14 protein-coding genes and 1 pseudogene are annotated in these 13901 nt (G+C 72.8%); 10 read left to right on the forward strand and 5 right to left on the reverse strand.

Annotated elements, in window-relative coordinates; translation table 11 throughout:
* Positions 1–3: 3 nt before the first annotated feature.
* The gene (locus OHA99_RS00590) at positions 4–822 is read left to right on the forward strand and encodes a siderophore-interacting protein (RefSeq protein WP_194279802.1); all 819 of its coding nucleotides are present in this window, start codon (positions 4–6) and stop codon (positions 820–822) included.
* Between the two features lie 15 nt (positions 823–837).
* On the opposite strand, the gene OHA99_RS00595 is transcribed toward OHA99_RS00590, so the two are convergent.
* Positions 838–1347 carry a CGNR zinc finger domain-containing protein gene (locus OHA99_RS00595; protein WP_153176191.1) on the reverse strand — a complete coding sequence of 170 codons (510 nt, stop codon included), beginning with the start codon at positions 1345–1347 and terminating at the stop codon, positions 838–840.
* A gap of 140 nt (positions 1348–1487) precedes the next feature.
* Here OHA99_RS00595 and OHA99_RS00600 point away from each other — a divergent pair, with 140 nt between their 5' ends.
* Positions 1488–2357 carry an alpha/beta fold hydrolase gene (locus tag OHA99_RS00600; protein WP_153176192.1) on the forward strand — a complete coding sequence of 290 codons (870 nt, stop codon included), beginning with the start codon at positions 1488–1490 and terminating at the stop codon, positions 2355–2357.
* Positions 2358–2370: 13 nt separating this feature from the next.
* On the opposite strand, the gene OHA99_RS00605 is transcribed toward OHA99_RS00600, so the two are convergent.
* Positions 2371–3300, reverse strand: a complete 930-nt coding sequence (locus tag OHA99_RS00605) for a ketopantoate reductase family protein (protein ID WP_153176193.1) — start codon at positions 3298–3300, stop codon at positions 2371–2373.
* A 50-nt stretch (positions 3301–3350) separates the two neighbouring features.
* Between OHA99_RS00605 and OHA99_RS00610 the strand changes: the two genes are divergently transcribed.
* Positions 3351–3962, forward strand: a complete 612-nt coding sequence (locus OHA99_RS00610; protein WP_153176194.1) for an ABATE domain-containing protein — start codon at positions 3351–3353, stop codon at positions 3960–3962.
* Between the two features lie 11 nt (positions 3963–3973).
* Here the strand turns inward: OHA99_RS00610 and OHA99_RS00615 are convergent, their stop codons facing one another.
* Entirely contained in the window at positions 3974–4804 is an 831-nt protein-coding gene (locus OHA99_RS00615) for an alpha/beta fold hydrolase (protein ID WP_153176195.1), read from the reverse strand.
* Positions 4805–4952: 148 nt separating this feature from the next.
* Here OHA99_RS00615 and OHA99_RS00620 point away from each other — a divergent pair, with 148 nt between their 5' ends.
* The 3 genes and pseudogenes from OHA99_RS00620 to OHA99_RS00630 all read left to right on the forward strand — a co-directional run.
* Positions 4953–5921 carry a GlxA family transcriptional regulator gene (locus OHA99_RS00620; RefSeq protein WP_153176196.1) on the forward strand — a complete coding sequence of 323 codons (969 nt, stop codon included), beginning with the start codon at positions 4953–4955 and terminating at the stop codon, positions 5919–5921.
* Between the two features lie 101 nt (positions 5922–6022).
* The gene (locus tag OHA99_RS00625; RefSeq protein ID WP_228125992.1) at positions 6023–6661 is read left to right on the forward strand and encodes an HD domain-containing protein; all 639 of its coding nucleotides are present in this window, start codon (positions 6023–6025) and stop codon (positions 6659–6661) included.
* 242 nt (positions 6662–6903) lie between these two features.
* Positions 6904–7062: pseudogene (locus OHA99_RS00630) on the forward strand (SDR family oxidoreductase); the annotation flags it as partial.
* Between the two features lie 40 nt (positions 7063–7102).
* On the opposite strand, the gene OHA99_RS00635 reads toward OHA99_RS00630, so the two are convergent.
* Positions 7103–8911, reverse strand: a complete 1809-nt coding sequence (locus OHA99_RS00635) for a flavin-containing monooxygenase (protein WP_405693455.1) — start codon at positions 8909–8911, stop codon at positions 7103–7105.
* A 164-nt stretch (positions 8912–9075) separates the two neighbouring features.
* Here OHA99_RS00635 and OHA99_RS00640 point away from each other — a divergent pair, with 164 nt between their 5' ends.
* Positions 9076–10104, forward strand: a complete 1029-nt coding sequence (locus tag OHA99_RS00640; protein ID WP_381497996.1) for an SMP-30/gluconolactonase/LRE family protein — start codon at positions 9076–9078, stop codon at positions 10102–10104.
* A 12-nt stretch (positions 10105–10116) separates the two neighbouring features.
* Here OHA99_RS00640 and OHA99_RS00645 read toward each other — a convergent pair whose 3' ends face one another.
* Positions 10117–10710: a TetR family transcriptional regulator gene (locus tag OHA99_RS00645; protein WP_381585777.1), complete on the reverse strand. Its 594-nt coding sequence runs from the start codon at positions 10708–10710 to the stop codon at positions 10117–10119.
* Positions 10711–10820: 110 nt separating this feature from the next.
* Here OHA99_RS00645 and OHA99_RS00650 point away from each other — a divergent pair, with 110 nt between their 5' ends.
* The 3 genes from OHA99_RS00650 to OHA99_RS00660 all read left to right on the forward strand — a co-directional run bounded on the left by OHA99_RS00650 (position 10821) and on the right by OHA99_RS00660 (position 13871).
* A complete protein-coding gene (locus OHA99_RS00650) occupies positions 10821–11657 on the forward strand; it encodes an alpha/beta fold hydrolase (RefSeq protein ID WP_405693458.1) in 837 nt (278 codons plus the stop codon).
* Positions 11658–11666: 9 nt separating this feature from the next.
* On the forward strand, positions 11667–12617 hold the full coding sequence (locus OHA99_RS00655) for an AraC family transcriptional regulator (RefSeq protein WP_228125993.1): 951 nt from the start codon (positions 11667–11669) through the stop codon (positions 12615–12617).
* Between the two features lie 177 nt (positions 12618–12794).
* Positions 12795–13871, forward strand: coding sequence for a P1 family peptidase (locus OHA99_RS00660; RefSeq protein WP_405693460.1), 1077 nt, complete (start codon positions 12795–12797; stop codon positions 13869–13871).
* Positions 13872–13901 lie beyond the last annotated feature (30 nt).

A 13901-nucleotide genomic window follows, 5' to 3' on the forward strand; every position in this document is an offset into this window, starting at 1 on the left:
TTCATGGCGAAGGTTCGGCGGCTCACGCCCCAGCACCCGGAGATGTTCCGCGCCCGCGTCGTGCGGACCGAGCGGGTTTCCCCCTCCATGCAGCGTGTCACGGTCACCGGGCCGGGGCTGGGCGGCTTCCCGTGGCTGGGTTACGACCACTGGTTCCGGCTGTTCTTCCCCCTCCCCCACCAACGCGTCCTGCGTCTCCCGGAGTTCTCCGGCTCCCAGTGGTGGCAGCCGTATCTCGCGATCCCGGAGGAGGAGCGGCCGCACTGCGCCAACTACTCCGTGGCCGACTACCGCGGGGAGAGCGCCGAGCTCGACATCGACTTCGTCGTCCACCGCGGCCCCACCGGGGAGATCGAGGGCCGGGCCGCGATCTGGGCGTGCGCCGCCGGGCCCGGGGACACCCTCGCCCTGCTCGACCAGGGCGTCCTCTTCGACCGGCCGCACGACGCCCGCGAGGTCACGGTGGTGGCCGACGAGACCGGACTGCCCGCCACGGCGAGCATCATGCGCTCGCTGCCCCGGGGCACCGTGGGGCGACTCATCCAGGAGATCCCCACCGACGGCGACCGCCGCGAACTGGACGCCCCGGCCGGCGTGACCGTCTCCTGGGTCGTCCGGCGGGACGGCGCCTCGGTCCCCGGCGCCGCCGCGCTGCACGAACTGCGCCGGCTGACCCGCGCCGACGCGTCGGGATACGCCTTCGTCGTGGGCGAGTCGACCCTGGCCACCGAGGGACGCAGGCACCTGCACCGCCTGGGCCTGCCGAAGGACCGCATCACCTTCTCGGGGTTCTGGAAGCACGAGGCGATGGCGGCGGCCTGACGCCGGGCGACTCCCTTACGCCTGAGCGCCCTTGACCCGCTGGTAGTGCCGCCGGGCCTTCATGCGGTTCCCGCACTCGGCCATGGAGCACCACCGGGCGCTGTTGGGCTTGCTCCGGTCCAGCAGGAAGCGCCGGCACTCCGGGTTGCCGCACGGCTTGAGCCGTCCGGGCCTGGTCTCCTCGACGTGCGCCCAGGCCAGCACCAGTTCGACGGCCAGGCGGTGCGCCTCGGGCGCCTCGAGCACCCATCGCAGCCCGCCGCCCCCGATGACCGGCACCCTGCTGACGCCCTGGAGGAACTCGCCCAGGCACGCGGGGTCCCGGCGCCCCCGGACGACCTCCTGGAGGGCCTCGCGCACGGCGACCAGCAGGGCGACCTCCTCGTCCGACCCGCTCCCTCCGTGACCGCGGGCCCATGCGCGGCCCCGGCCGGGCGTGCCCAGGGCGTCGCTCACCGAGCCCCGCACGACGGGAGTCGTGTTGAGCAGCTCCAGGAGGACGTCCTCCGCGACCCTGTCGGTCACCGCTCTCACCCCTAACCGTTCCGCTGACATTGGCAGGTTACAACAGCACCGCCTCACCTAACCTCTAAACTCCACTTGACAGGTTACCCGTGGAGTGCTGGACTCTACCTAACCACTAAAAGTGATTGAAGGGGTTTTCCATGAACGTCGCCGTGCACCACAGGACCGCCACCGTCGACGGCCTGGACGTCTTCTACCGGGAGGCCGGTGACCCGCAGGCGCCGACCGTCGTGCTGCTGCACGGGTTCCCGACGAGCAGCCACATGTTCCGCGGCCTGATCCCGCGGCTCGCGGACACGTACCACGTGATCGCACCCGACATGATCGGTTTCGGGCACTCGGCGATGCCCACGACCGACGCGTTCGACTACGGCTTCGACTCCCTCACCGACGTGACCGTCGGCCTCCTGGACCAGCTCGGTACGGAGCGCTTCGCGGTGTACGTACAGGACTACGGCGCGCCCGTGGCCTGGCGGATCGCCACCCGGACCCCGCACCGCGTCACCGCGATCGTCACGCAGAACGGCAACGGCTACACCGACGGCTTCGTCAAGGAGTTCTGGGACGGGCTCTTCGCCTACACCGACGATCCGACCCCCGAGACCGAGGCTCCCGCCCGGGCGGCGCTGTCGCCGGAGATGATCCGCTGGCAGTACCTGAACGGGGTCCGCGACCGGAGCCTCGTCAGCCCCGACACCTGGGCCCTCGACCAGGCCCTGCTGGACCGGCCCGGCAACGACGCCGTCCAGCTCACGCTGTTCCGCGACTACCCGAGCAACGTCGACCTCTACCCCCGCCTCCACCAGTACTTCCGCGACACACAGGTTCCGCTGCTGGCCGTGTGGGGCGCCAACGACGAGATCTTCGGCCCCGAGGGCGCCCACGCGTTCCGGCGCGACCTGCCGGACGCCGAGATCCACCTCCTGGACACCGGGCACTTCGCCCTGGAGACCCACCTGGAGGAGATCACCGGTCACATGCGGGACTTCCTCGCCCGGGTCGGGAAGTAGGGCACCTCGGCGGTCACGATCCGGCCGGCCGGCCGAGCACGTGCGGCGCGAGGATGTCGGCCACCGTCCGGTTGCGCGGTACGGGAACGTCCAGCCGGCCGGCGAGTTCCACCACTCCCCCGCTGAGCCAGGGCAGTTCGAGGCGGTTGCCCTTGTCCAGGTCGTTGTGCATGGAAGAGGTCATGGCCGCGGGGAGCGTGTCGCAGAAGTCGAGCCGGTCTTGGGCGAAGTCGCTGTCCAGCCGCACTCCCGACGCCCGCGCCACGGCCACGGTCTCGGCCATGACGTCGTACAGGAGCGCTCGGCTCCGCTCGTGGGCGCGGACGACGCCGATCGGCCGACGGACCGTCGCCGTGGTCGCCGACAGACCCACGAGGAAGACGAACTTCTCCCAGATCACCCTCTCGATGTCGTCACTGCCCTCCGCGTCGATCCCGGCGTCGCGGAACGCGGCCAGCACGGCCCGGCCGGTCTCCGTCGGACCGGGCCCGTAGGGGCCGAGCACGACCTTCTGCAACGGGCTGTTGTGCCTGACCACTCCGGGTTCCTCGATGAAGGCGGAGATGAAGCAGACGCCGCCCAGAACCTGCTCCTCGGTCAGCCGGTCACGCAGGACGGCGTCCTTGTGCACGCCGTTCTGCAGCGACAGCACCGGGGCGTTGCGCGCCTCCGAGGACCGCAGTTGGTCGGCCACCGTCTCGGTGTCCCACAGTTTGACGGCGACCAGGACCAGATCGGTGGGGCCCAGCTCCGAGACGCTCCCCACGACGGAGTCCGGTGAGGTGCGCAGCTCGCCCAGGGGACTGTGGACGACCAGCCCGTTCCGGCGCACGGCCTCGAGGTGCCCGCCGCGGGCCACGAAGGTGACCTCGTTCCCCGCCGCGGCCAACCGGGCCCCGAAGTAGCCCCCGACGCCGCCCGCCCCGATCACCGCGATACGCATGGCTCCGCCCCCACTCCCTAGGTAACCATCTGAACGGTTACTATAGAACCATGGACACCGAGCAGCACGGGCCGCGCAGAAGAGTCACCGCCCGGCTGCGGGAGCTGCGTTTCGACGCCGGGACCCTGTGCCTGGACCTGGTGGCCACCGTGGGCCGCAGGCCCGAGGCGCCCGTCGAGCGCATGGGCGACGCCGAACGCCTCGAAGCCTGGTGCCGGGGGGTGGGGGTGTCACTGGAGCACGGGTACGACCCCCAGGACGTCCTGCGGTCGCTGCACGCACTGCGCGCCGCCACTCACGACATCGCCTCCGGCGCCGTCGACGGCCACCGGCCGCGGCAGCGGTCGGTGGACCTGGTCAACTCCCTGGCTGAGACCGAACCGCCGTCCCCCCGACTGGAGTTCACGACCGACGGCGGGTGGGTGGCGAAGGGGAGCCGGAGGCTGTCCGAGGAGGCCCTGCTGTCGCTGGTGGCACGGGACCTGATCGATCTCGTGACCGACGACGCGCGCCGGTCCCGGCTGACCGCCTGCGCCTCCGAGACGTGCCGGATGCTCTGCCTCGACTCCGACGGCGGCCGGCCGCGCAAGTGGTGTTCCATGCGCCGCTGCGGCAACCAGGCCAAGGCGGCGGGTCGCCGTCTGCGGGAATCGACCCCCTGAGGTCCCCGGGACTACGACTTCACGAAGGCCAGAAGGTCGGGGTTGAGGACCTCCGGATGGGTCGAGAGCATGCCGTGCGGAAGTCCTTCGTACGACTTCAGGGTGCCGTTCGGCAGGAGTTCCACCGACCGCGGTGCGGCGCCGTCGTAGGGCACGACCTGGTCGTCCGTGCCGTGCGCGACGAGGACGGGCACGTCGATCCGCTTGAGGTCGTCGGTGAAGTCGGTCTCGGAGAACGCCGCGATGCACTCGTAGTGGGCGTTGGCCGCACCCGTCATCCCCTGGAGCCACCAGCGGTCGATCAGCCCCTGGGAGACCGTCGCACCCTCCCGGTTGAAGCCGTAGAAGGGGCCGGACGGCACGTCGATGTAGAACTGCGCGCGATTGGCGGCCAGCGCCGCGCGGAACTCGTCGAAGACCTCCATCGGCAGACCGCCGGGGTTGGTCCCGGACTTCACCATCACCGGCGGGACGGCGCTGACGAGTACGGCCTTCTTGACCCGGCCGGGCTCGGCGCGCGCCACGTAGCGCGCGACCTCGCCGCCGCCGGTGGAGTGCCCGATGTGCACGGCGTCCCGCAGGTCGAGCGCGTCGGTCAGCGCCGCGACGTCGGCCGCGTAGGTGTCCATGTCGTGGCCGCCGGACGGCTGGCCCGAGCGTCCGTGGCCGCGACGGTCGTGGGCGATGACGCGGTAGCCGTGGGACAGGAAGAACAGCATCTGGTTGTCCCAGTCGTCGGCACTGAGCGGCCAGCCGTGATGGAAGACGACCGGCAGGCCGTCACGCGGGCCCCAGTCCTTGTAGAAGATGTCCGTGCCGTCGGAGGTGGTGACGGTGCCCATGGCTGATCCTTCCGCGTAGGTGACTGACCCGCGCCAGCCACCTTACGCCGGAACCCGACATACCTCACTTTTCGCCCGTATGGCTGAATTACCATGACCCGGCCAGAACTCGAAGGACAACCGGTGGGACCGGACGGCGGAGGAAGCGATGACAGCGGGAACGCACCGTGTGGGCGTGCTCGTCTTCGACGGGATGAAGCTGCTCGACCTGTCCGGGCCGGCGGAGGTCTTCAGCGAGGCCAACCGGTTCGGTGCCGACTACCGGCTGAGCATCGTCTCGGTGAGCGGGTCGCCGGTGCGCTCGTCGATCGGCATGCGCGTGCCGGCGGACACCGACGCGCGTACCGCCACGGCCTACGACACGGTCGTCGTGGTCGGCGGCGACGCTCTGCCGCAGGCGCCGGTGGCTCCGGATCTCCACGCGGCCGCGAGGATCCTGGCGGAGCGTGCGGGGCGCGTCGCGTCGGTGTGCACCGGCGCCTTCGTCCTGGGTGCGGCGGGCCTCCTGGACGGCAGGCGCGCGACGACGCACTGGCAGCACACCGCCACGCTGGCCCGCCGCTGCCCCTCGACACGGGTCGAGGCCGACGCGCTGTTCGTGAAGGACGGCAGCACCTACACGTCCGCCGGCGTGACCGCGGGCATCGACCTCGCGCTCTCCCTGCTGGAGGAGGACCACGGCCCCGGCCTGGCCCGGCAGGTCGCCCGCTCGCTGGTGGTGTACATGCAGCGGGCCGGCGGCCAGTCGCAGTTCTCCGCCTCGCTCCAGGGCCCGCCTCCCCGGACCCCGGTGCTGCGTATGGTCCAGGAGGCGGTGCAGGGCGATCCGACGGCGGACCACGGGCTGGCGGCCCTCGCCGCACGGGTGCGGGTCAGTCCGCGGCATCTGACGCGCATGTTCCGGGACGAACTGGACACGACGCCGATGAAGTACGTGGAGCTGATCCGTTTCGACATGGCCAAGGCCCTGCTCGACGCCGGGCACAACGCCACCGAGGCCGCCGCCCTGTCGGGCTTTCCCAGCTACGAGAGCCTGCGGCGGGCCTTCACCCGCCGCCTGGGGCTGTCCCCCATCCGCTACCAGCACCGCTTCGCCACCACCACGCGGGACTCATGACCGGTTCCGAGGGGTTCCTGGCCATCCGGCAGCGGACGCGGCCCGGTGGTCCGGCGCAAGGTGGGACCGACACCGCAGGCACCACCCCGGGGAGAACCACCATGACAGAGACCATCGCCGGCATCGGCATCCCCGACAGCGCGCTCGCGCGCGAGGCGACGGAACTCGTCCGCGACACCACACCGCCGCTGATCTACCACCACTCACGCCGCGTCTACCTCTTCGGCAGCCTCCAGGCCGCCGCCCGGGGCCTTCGGCCGGACCCGGAACTCCTGTACGTCGCCGCGCTCTTCCACGACACCGGACTGGTGCCGCCCTACCGCGGTGAGGACCAGCGATTCGAGATGGACGGCGCGGACCAGGCACGGGCGTTCCTGCTGGCCCACGGCGCGTCCGAGGCCGCCGCGGACACCGTGTGGACGGCCGTGGCACTGCACACCACCCCGGAGATCCCGTACAAGCTGGCGCCGGAGATCGCGGCGACCACCGCCGGCGTCGAGACGGACGTGCTCGGACTCCACCTCACGGCCCTGACCCGGGCACAGATGGACGCGGTCACGGCCGCGCACCCGCGTCCGGACTTCAAGAAGGAGATCCTCCGGGCGTTCACGGACGGCTTCAAGCACCGTCCGGACACCACCTTCGGCACGGTGAACGCGGACGTCCTCGCACACTTCGTGCCCGGTTTCCGGCGGACGGACTTCGTCGAGGTGATCCAGAACTCCGCCTGGCCCGAGTGACCCCGCCCCCGGCGGGCCGGCCACGGACCACACGCCGTTCGGCCCGTGCCGGCCTGCTGCGGGGCCGCGGTCGGCGCCCGGTCGGGTGAGCCCCGCCGCGACGAGCCCCGAGGCGGTCCGCAGAGCGGCCGCGAGGCCGGCCCGCGGGGCCGCCGGGCCGGAACCCGGCTCGACCGGGCGGTGGGCGTGCTGCTCCACGGCCGCGCGCAGGGCGGCGTTGAGCATGGCGGCCCAGACGGCCGGCGCACGGCCCGGCGGTCCTCGGGCCGCACTTCGCCAACCTGGGCCGGGTGTCTCGGCCGGAGGAACAGGCCGCGGCGATCCTCTTCCTCGCCTCGGGCGCCGCGAGCAACGTCAAAGGTGCGATTCTGCCCGTCGACGACGGCCGGTCCGCGGTCTGAACCGGCGCCGGCCGCCCGGGGCGCGTCCCGCGGCGGGGGTCTACGCCCGTGCGGTCGCCCTGGGCCGCAGGACCTCGTCCATGGACTCCTCGCGCCACCTCCTCAAGAGGTTGTGGAACGCGAAGGCGCCGTGGGGATAGGCGGTGGGGCCGTTCGGCCGGCCGCGTCCCTCGCCGTTGTAGTAGCCGGGGGTGCACTCGGCGTGGAACCAGGCGTGGTCGGGGGCGTCTTCGCCGAGGGCGGCGATCCAGGCGTCCTCCGCGCCCGGGGACGGTTCGACGAGGGCGCCGGCGGCTTCGGCGGCCGCGACGAGGGCGGCGGCGTGAACGGCGTGCTCGTCCAGCACGTGCGTGAAGTTGACGCTGGCGGCGCTCTGCGAGGCGCCCAACTGGATCAGGTTCGGGAAGCCGTTGCCGGTGAATCCGTGCAGGGACCGCGGACCCCGCTCCGCCCTCGCCCGCGACAGGAGCACGCCGTCCCGGCCGTGGACGGGCAGCCGGCCGGAGTGGACGCCGGAGACTCCGACGGAGAACCCGGTGGCGAAGACCAGGCAGTCGAGGGCGTACTCGGTACCGCTCACCACGACGCCGTGCTCGGTGACGCGCTCGATCCCATGGGTGTCCGCGGTGTCGACCAGGGTGACGTTGTCGCGGTTGAACGCCTGGAGGTACGTGTCGGAGAACGTGGGGCGCTTGCAGGCGTACCGGTACCAGGGCTTGAGCCGCTCCGCCGTCGCCGGATCGGTGACGACCCGTTCGACACGGGCGCGGATCTCGTTCATCTTGGCGGCGTCCGCCACCTCGTAGGCCGCTTCGAAGCCGGCGCTGCCGGCCGGACGGCAAAAGCTCGGCAGAAGCTTCTCGAGGAGACCCGCCGACGACGTCCACCGGTCGGCGACGAGGTCGTCCTCGGCGCTCTCCCCGGAGACGATGCGCAGGAAGTTGTCGCGGCGCTCACGCGCCCAGCCCGTGCGGTCGGCGCCGACGTCCTGGGCGGAGGTACGGCGGTTCGCGCGCACGTCCACGCTGGAGGGGGTGCGCTGGAAGACGTAGAGGTGACCCGCGTCCTCGGCCAGCTTCGGGACGACCTGGACCCCGGTGGCGCCCGTGCCCACGACACCGACGCGCTTGTCCGCCAGCCCGGTCAGCCCGCCGTCCGGGGTGCCGCCCGTGTAGCCGTAGTCCCAGCGCGAGGTGTGGAAGGTGTGGCCCCGGAACGTCTCGATGCCCGGGATGCCGGGGAGCTTGAGCTCGGTGAGGGTCCCGGTGGCCGTGACGACGTAGGCGGCTCGGAACCGGTCGCCCCGATCGGTCGTGACGATCCAGGCCTCGCCGGTGTCGTCCCACGTCAGCGAGGTGACCGCGGTGGAGAACAGGGCGTCCGCGCGGAGGTCGAACTTCTCGGCGATGCGCACCGCGTGCCGGCGGATCTCCTCGCCGGGCGCGTACTTCCACTCCGGCACGTACCCGGTCTCGTCGAGCAGCGGCAGGTAGACGTGCGACTCGATGTCGCAGTGGATGCCCGGATACCGGTTCCAGTACCAGGTCCCCCCGAAGTCACCGCCCTTCTCGACCACGCGGACGCGCTCGATGCCCCGCTCGCGCAGCCGCGCCCCCGCGAGGATGCCGCCGAACCCGCCGCCGACGACCGCGACGTCGACCCGGTCCCGCACCGGCTCCCGACCGGTGCCCGGCGGCGCGTACGGATCGGCCGCGTAGTAGCCGAACTCGGCGTCGGCGCCGTGGTACTGCCTCGTCCCGTCGGGGCGCACGCGGCGCTCCCGCTCGGCCCGGTAACGCGCCCTGAGCCCGGCGATCTCCTCGGGGGACAACTCCTGTGCATGTGCCATGTGGGGGCCTCGTTCCTTCCGCTTCACTGCCGGGGAGTCGCCCTTCCATGAACCGGGCGAGAGATCACGGGGCTTGAGCAGCCGTGCACTACGGTAACAACAACCGGACAACACTGTCCGGTTGCCTGTGAGTTGCTTCCGCATGCTTTCGGACAGGAAGAGTGATGCACATGCGAGGAATCCCGACCGGGTCCCTGGCCGCGGCCGTCACGATCGGCGTGCTGGCCCTTTCCGGGTGCGGTACGCAGACGGCCGGCGCGCCGGTGGGACCCGGCGGCCCCGGCGACGACCGGACCATCCGCGCGCGGCAGGTCATGCGGCTGACGCAGGTGCACGAGGAGACGGGCATGACCCTGCTGGAGGGGCCGGTCTTCGACGAGGAGGGCCGGCTGCTCGTCGTCGACGTCACCGCCCCGGCCGGGGAGGCGAAGGTACTGCGCGTGAATGTCCGGAAGAAGACGTCGGAGCAGCTCCACACCGACGCTCGGGGCACCTACACCTCGGCCCAGTTCAGCCCGTACGACGGACGGATCTACCTGACCGACTTCTCCCACGGCGAGATCGTGAGCCTGGCCCCGGACGGAGGCGATCCGCGGACCTTCTTCTCCGGCGAGGTCGACGGATCCCGGATGAACCCCGACGACCTCGCCTTCGACCGGGAGGGCAACCTGTATCTCAGCGACTCACTCGGCATGTCCGAGGGCGAGTCGAGGGGCCGCGTGGTGCGGATCGACCGTGCGGGGAAGCAGGCCACCGTCCTGGCGGACGGGCTGGCGTCGCCGAACGGCATCTCCTTCGACGCGGACTACCGCGGGCTGTGGTTCAGCGAGCTGACCCGGAACCGCATCTCGTACCTGCTCCTCGACGGCGCGGGCCAAGCGGCCTCCCGGCACACCGCCGTCCGGGTCGACGGCGGTGTCGCCCGGACGGACTCGATCGCCGTGGACGCGGACGGCAACCTGTACCAGGGTCTGCACGGCCGCCCCGCCATGGCGGTGTACGACAAGTACGGCGAGCGCCTGGCGACCGTGGAGGTGCCGGCCCGCGCGGCCCGAGGACTCGAGTCGGCGACCAACGTGGCCATCACGCCCGGCGGGACCAGGGCGTACATGACGGTGAGCGGACCCGGAGGAGGCTACCTGTTCGCCTTCGAGGCACTGGCGGAGGGCATCCGCCAGTCCAACGGCGGCTGACGCCCGCCGCGTTCACCGGGGGAAGGCGCGCACCGGTCCCACCTCGACGCCGAGGAGCCGCCACGCCGCACGGGACCGGTGCTCCCGCTGCTCGCGGGTGCGCCCGGTGACGGCACCGGAGACCATGGCCACGGCGGTCATGAGGTCGTCGTCCGCGGCCAGCCGGTGCCCGTCCGGCAGATGTGCCCGCAGGGCACGCTCGACCCGCTCGGACAGGGCGTGGGCGTAGGAGGGCGGTCCGCCGGGACGACGGCCCGCGCCGTCGGCGTGCAGGATCCCGATGAACGCCGCCGACTCCGTCAGGTGCCAGGTCAGGACCCCGAGTACTCGGGACAGGTTCGCCTCCTCGGCCGCCGCCGCCTGCTCGACCTCCAGGACGTTCTCTTCCAGCACCGCGCTCGCCACGGCCTCCCGGTCGGGAAAGTGCCGGTACAGGACTCCCTGGCCGACCCCGGCGCGACGCGCGATCGCGGACAGCGGGGCGTCCAGACCGTGCTCCGAGTAGATCTCCCGCGCGGCGGCGACCAGGGCGGCCCGGTTGCGGGCGGCGGCCCTCCGCCCCTCGTTCGCGGGCCGCTGCTCCCCGGGAAGACGGTGCTGCGTCATCCCGAGAGGGTACCCGGAGGGTCGGGCGGCCGACGTGCCGCGCGGGCGAGCCGGTCCTCGGGCGACTTTTGTACAAGACCCGCCGCCCGGCCCCGGTGCACCCTCCCGGTATGAGTCAGTACGACACCGATCTCTCGCACGGCATGCACGTGGTCCATGACGGCCCGCCACAGGCGCCGCCCATCCTGCTCATCCACGGCTCCGGCGCCTCGGGAGCCTCCTGGGGGCCGGTGGTCCCGGCACTGGCCGAGCACCGGCACGTCCTGCGCGTCGACCTGCCGGGCTGCGGCAGGTCCCCGGCCACCGAGTCGTACGACGTGCCGCGGCAGGCGGCGCGGCTGGCGGCGCTCCTGGACGATCTCGGGCTCCGTTCCATGACCGTGGTCGGCCACTCCAGCGGCGGGTACGTCGCCACGGCGCTCGCGGAGCGGCGTCCCGACCTCGTGGGTACGATCGCGCTGGTCAGCACGGGTCCCGCGCTGGACGCGCTCCTGCCGCAGCCGATGATCCTCCGGCTCCTGCTGGCCCCGCCGTTCGGCCCGCTCCTGTGGCCGCGGCGTACGGACGCGATGCTCCGCAAGGGAATCGACGCGACGGCCGCCCGCCCCGTGGACGTCCCCGCCGACATGATCGAGGACGTGCGGGGCATCTCGTACCGCTCCTTCCGGACGGTGCTGCGCGGGAACACGGCCTACCTCGCGGAGCGTGGCGTGCCGGAGCGCCTCGCCGCGCTCGCCGTCCCGGTGCTGGTGGTCTTCGGTGCCTCGGACCCGCGCTGGGAGCCGTCGTCCGCGCACCGGTACGAATCGGTGCCGCACGCACGGCTCGAGATACTGCCGGGGGTCGGGCACCTGCCCCCGCTGGAGGCGCCGGAAGCGACCGCCGGCCTGCTCCTGGGCCTTGACGCAAGGGGCGTTGACGTCCCGGCCGCCGGCCCCGAGACCTAGACTGGTGACGTGTCGTCCACCGGGGCACCGAACGAGACGCCGCCCGACTGGTCGCGCGTGCGTGTCGCCGTCCCGCGCCCCTCGGCCGGGCTGCCCGGCGTCAGCATGGCCGGGTTCAGCTGGCGGGCACCCGCGTTCGTGGACATGGCCATGGTCGCGCATCCCTCCGTCACCCTGCTCATCGATCTGAGCGAGGGCGACGGCCTCCTGTACGACGCCCGGGACCGGCACGGGTACGGCAGCTTCGTCGTGGGGCTCGCCCCGGAATGCCTCAGGGCGGCGGGCCGGGTGGGCGAGTGCCTGCAGATCCGCCTGCAACCGGTCGTGGCGGCCGCGGTGTTCGGCCCGTCGGCCGGGCTCGGTGGCAGGGTGGAGTCCTTCGAGGACGTCTGGGGCCTCGGTGCGGGGCGGGTCCGGGACGAGCTGCACGCCGCCGGGTCGTGGGACGAGCGGTTCGCGGTCGCGGCGCGCCTCCTCCGCCACCGCGCGACGGACCGGCCACCGGTCGATCCGGAGGTGGCGCACACCTGGCGGGCGACGTTCGGCAGCCGGGGGCGCTTGCGGGTCGACGGTCTGGCCGACGAGGTCGGCTGGAGCCGCAAGCGGCTGTCGGCCCGGTTCCGCACCCAGCTCGGCATCACGCCCAAGCGGGCCGCCCGGCTGGTGCGGTTCGACCACGCCGCCCACCTGCTCGCGGCCGGCCTCGCGCCTGCCACCGTCGCCTTCGAGAGCGGCTACGCCGACCAGTCGCACCTCCACCGGGAGGTGAAGGCGTTCACCGGGCTCACTCCCACGGCGGTGGCCGGCGCACCGTGGCTCGCCGTCGACCACGTCGCATGGCCGGGCTCGTCACCCGCGCAGGTCACGTCCGGGAGAGCCGGGCGGCCGGCACCGCATCGAATGGCACCGCCCACGGGTACGTGGAGTCGTGGGTGGACGGCCCGCACGGACACGCACTGAGCAGCCACCTTCCGAAGAGGGCGTCACATGCCCTCGAAGCGGTGCCGCAAGAACAAGGCACGCCGCACGCACGCCGCCACACACGGCCGGCGGCCCCGGTCCTGGGGGCGCCCGTCCCGGTGCCGCTGTCCGCGGTGCCGGGTCCGGTCTCCGGGGCGGGCGCGTAACGTCCGGCGCATGGAACCACTGGAGCATCCCGACTCCCCGCCCCGCGCCTCCCGGCGCCGGGCCCGTGACCTCGGTGTCGTCATCGGGTCCTGCGGCACCGGGCCCCTGAACGCGATCACCGACGTGCCGGGCGTCCGCGTCGGGCACACCACCGTGCGCCGGCCGCCGGACGTGCACACCGGGGTCACCGCCGTCGTACCCGACCTCGTCGGGCCCCGGACGCCGCTCCCCGCCGGGGTGTTCACCGGCAACGGCTACGGCAAGCTCGTCGGCACCACCCAACTCGCCGAGCTCGGCACGCTGGAGACGCCCGTGCTGCTCACCTCCACCCTGTCGGCGTTCCGGGTGGCCGACGCCCTGGTCGGCTGGGTGCTGCGGCAGCCCGGGTGCGAGGAGGTGCGGAGTCTCAACCCGGTGGTGGGCGAGTGCAACGACGGCCACCTGTCCGACATCCGGGCCCGGCCCGTCCACGAGGAGCACGTGTGGGCGGCCCTCGACACGGCCTCGGACGGTCCGGTGGCCGAGGGGTGCGTCGGCGCGGGGACCGGCACCGTCGCGCTGGGCTTCAAGGCCGGTATCGGCACCGCGTCCCGCACCCCGGACGTGGGCGACCGGCGCTTCACGGTGGGCGTACTGGTCCAGGCGAACTTCGGCGGCACGCTGCGGGTGCTCGGCCGGACCCTCGTCCCGCGGTCCCCGGGCACGGGGCCGGGCGGCCCGGGGCCGGACGCGGAGGTCGGTTCCTGCATGATCGTGGTGGCCACCGACGCGCCGGCCGACGCCCGGCAGCTCACCCGGGTCGCACGGCGTGCCGTGTTCGCGCTGGCCCGCACCGGCGCGGCCTACGGCCACGGCAGTGGTGACTACGCCGTCGCCTTCGGCACCCGGCCGGACGCCGCTCGCCCGGTGGCCGACGCCGACCTGGGCCCGCTGTTCGAGGCCGTGCTGGACGGGGTCGAGGAAGCGGTGCTCAACTCCCTGCTCGCGGCGAGCACCACGACCGGCTTCGGCGGCCGTACCGTACCCGCGCTCCCGGCGGACGCCCTGGCCGGGGCCCGGGCCGTTGCCGGACCCGCGGGCACTTGATAGGCAGGTGTTGTCCCGGAGGGTTTCGGC

It is taken from the genome of Streptomyces coelicoflavus (genome assembly GCF_045041415.1).
Classification (GTDB): Bacteria; Actinomycetota; Actinomycetes; order Streptomycetales; family Streptomycetaceae; genus Streptomyces; species Streptomyces coelicoflavus.

Coding starts and splice junctions, on each gene's coding strand:
- OHA99_RS00590 (WP_194279802.1), top strand. CDS start 4: ATGGCGAAGGTTCGGCGGCTCACGCCCCAGCACCCGGAGATGTTCCGC.
- OHA99_RS00600 (WP_153176192.1), top strand. CDS start 1,488: ATGAACGTCGCCGTGCACCACAGGACCGCCACCGTCGACGGCCTGGAC.
- OHA99_RS00605 (WP_153176193.1), bottom strand. CDS start 3,300: ATGCGTATCGCGGTGATCGGGGCGGGCGGCGTCGGGGGCTACTTCGGG.
- OHA99_RS00610 (WP_153176194.1), top strand. CDS start 3,351: ATGGACACCGAGCAGCACGGGCCGCGCAGAAGAGTCACCGCCCGGCTG.
- OHA99_RS00615 (WP_153176195.1), bottom strand. CDS start 4,804: ATGGGCACCGTCACCACCTCCGACGGCACGGACATCTTCTACAAGGAC.
- OHA99_RS00620 (WP_153176196.1), top strand. CDS start 4,953: ATGACAGCGGGAACGCACCGTGTGGGCGTGCTCGTCTTCGACGGGATG.
- OHA99_RS00625 (WP_228125992.1), top strand. CDS start 6,023: ATGACAGAGACCATCGCCGGCATCGGCATCCCCGACAGCGCGCTCGCG.
- OHA99_RS00635 (WP_405693455.1), bottom strand. CDS start 8,911: ATGGCACATGCACAGGAGTTGTCCCCCGAGGAGATCGCCGGGCTCAGG.
- OHA99_RS00640 (WP_381497996.1), top strand. CDS start 9,076: ATGCACATGCGAGGAATCCCGACCGGGTCCCTGGCCGCGGCCGTCACG.
- OHA99_RS00645 (WP_381585777.1), bottom strand. CDS start 10,710: ATGACGCAGCACCGTCTTCCCGGGGAGCAGCGGCCCGCGAACGAGGGG.
- OHA99_RS00650 (WP_405693458.1), top strand. CDS start 10,821: ATGAGTCAGTACGACACCGATCTCTCGCACGGCATGCACGTGGTCCAT.
- OHA99_RS00660 (WP_405693460.1), top strand. CDS start 12,795: ATGGAACCACTGGAGCATCCCGACTCCCCGCCCCGCGCCTCCCGGCGC.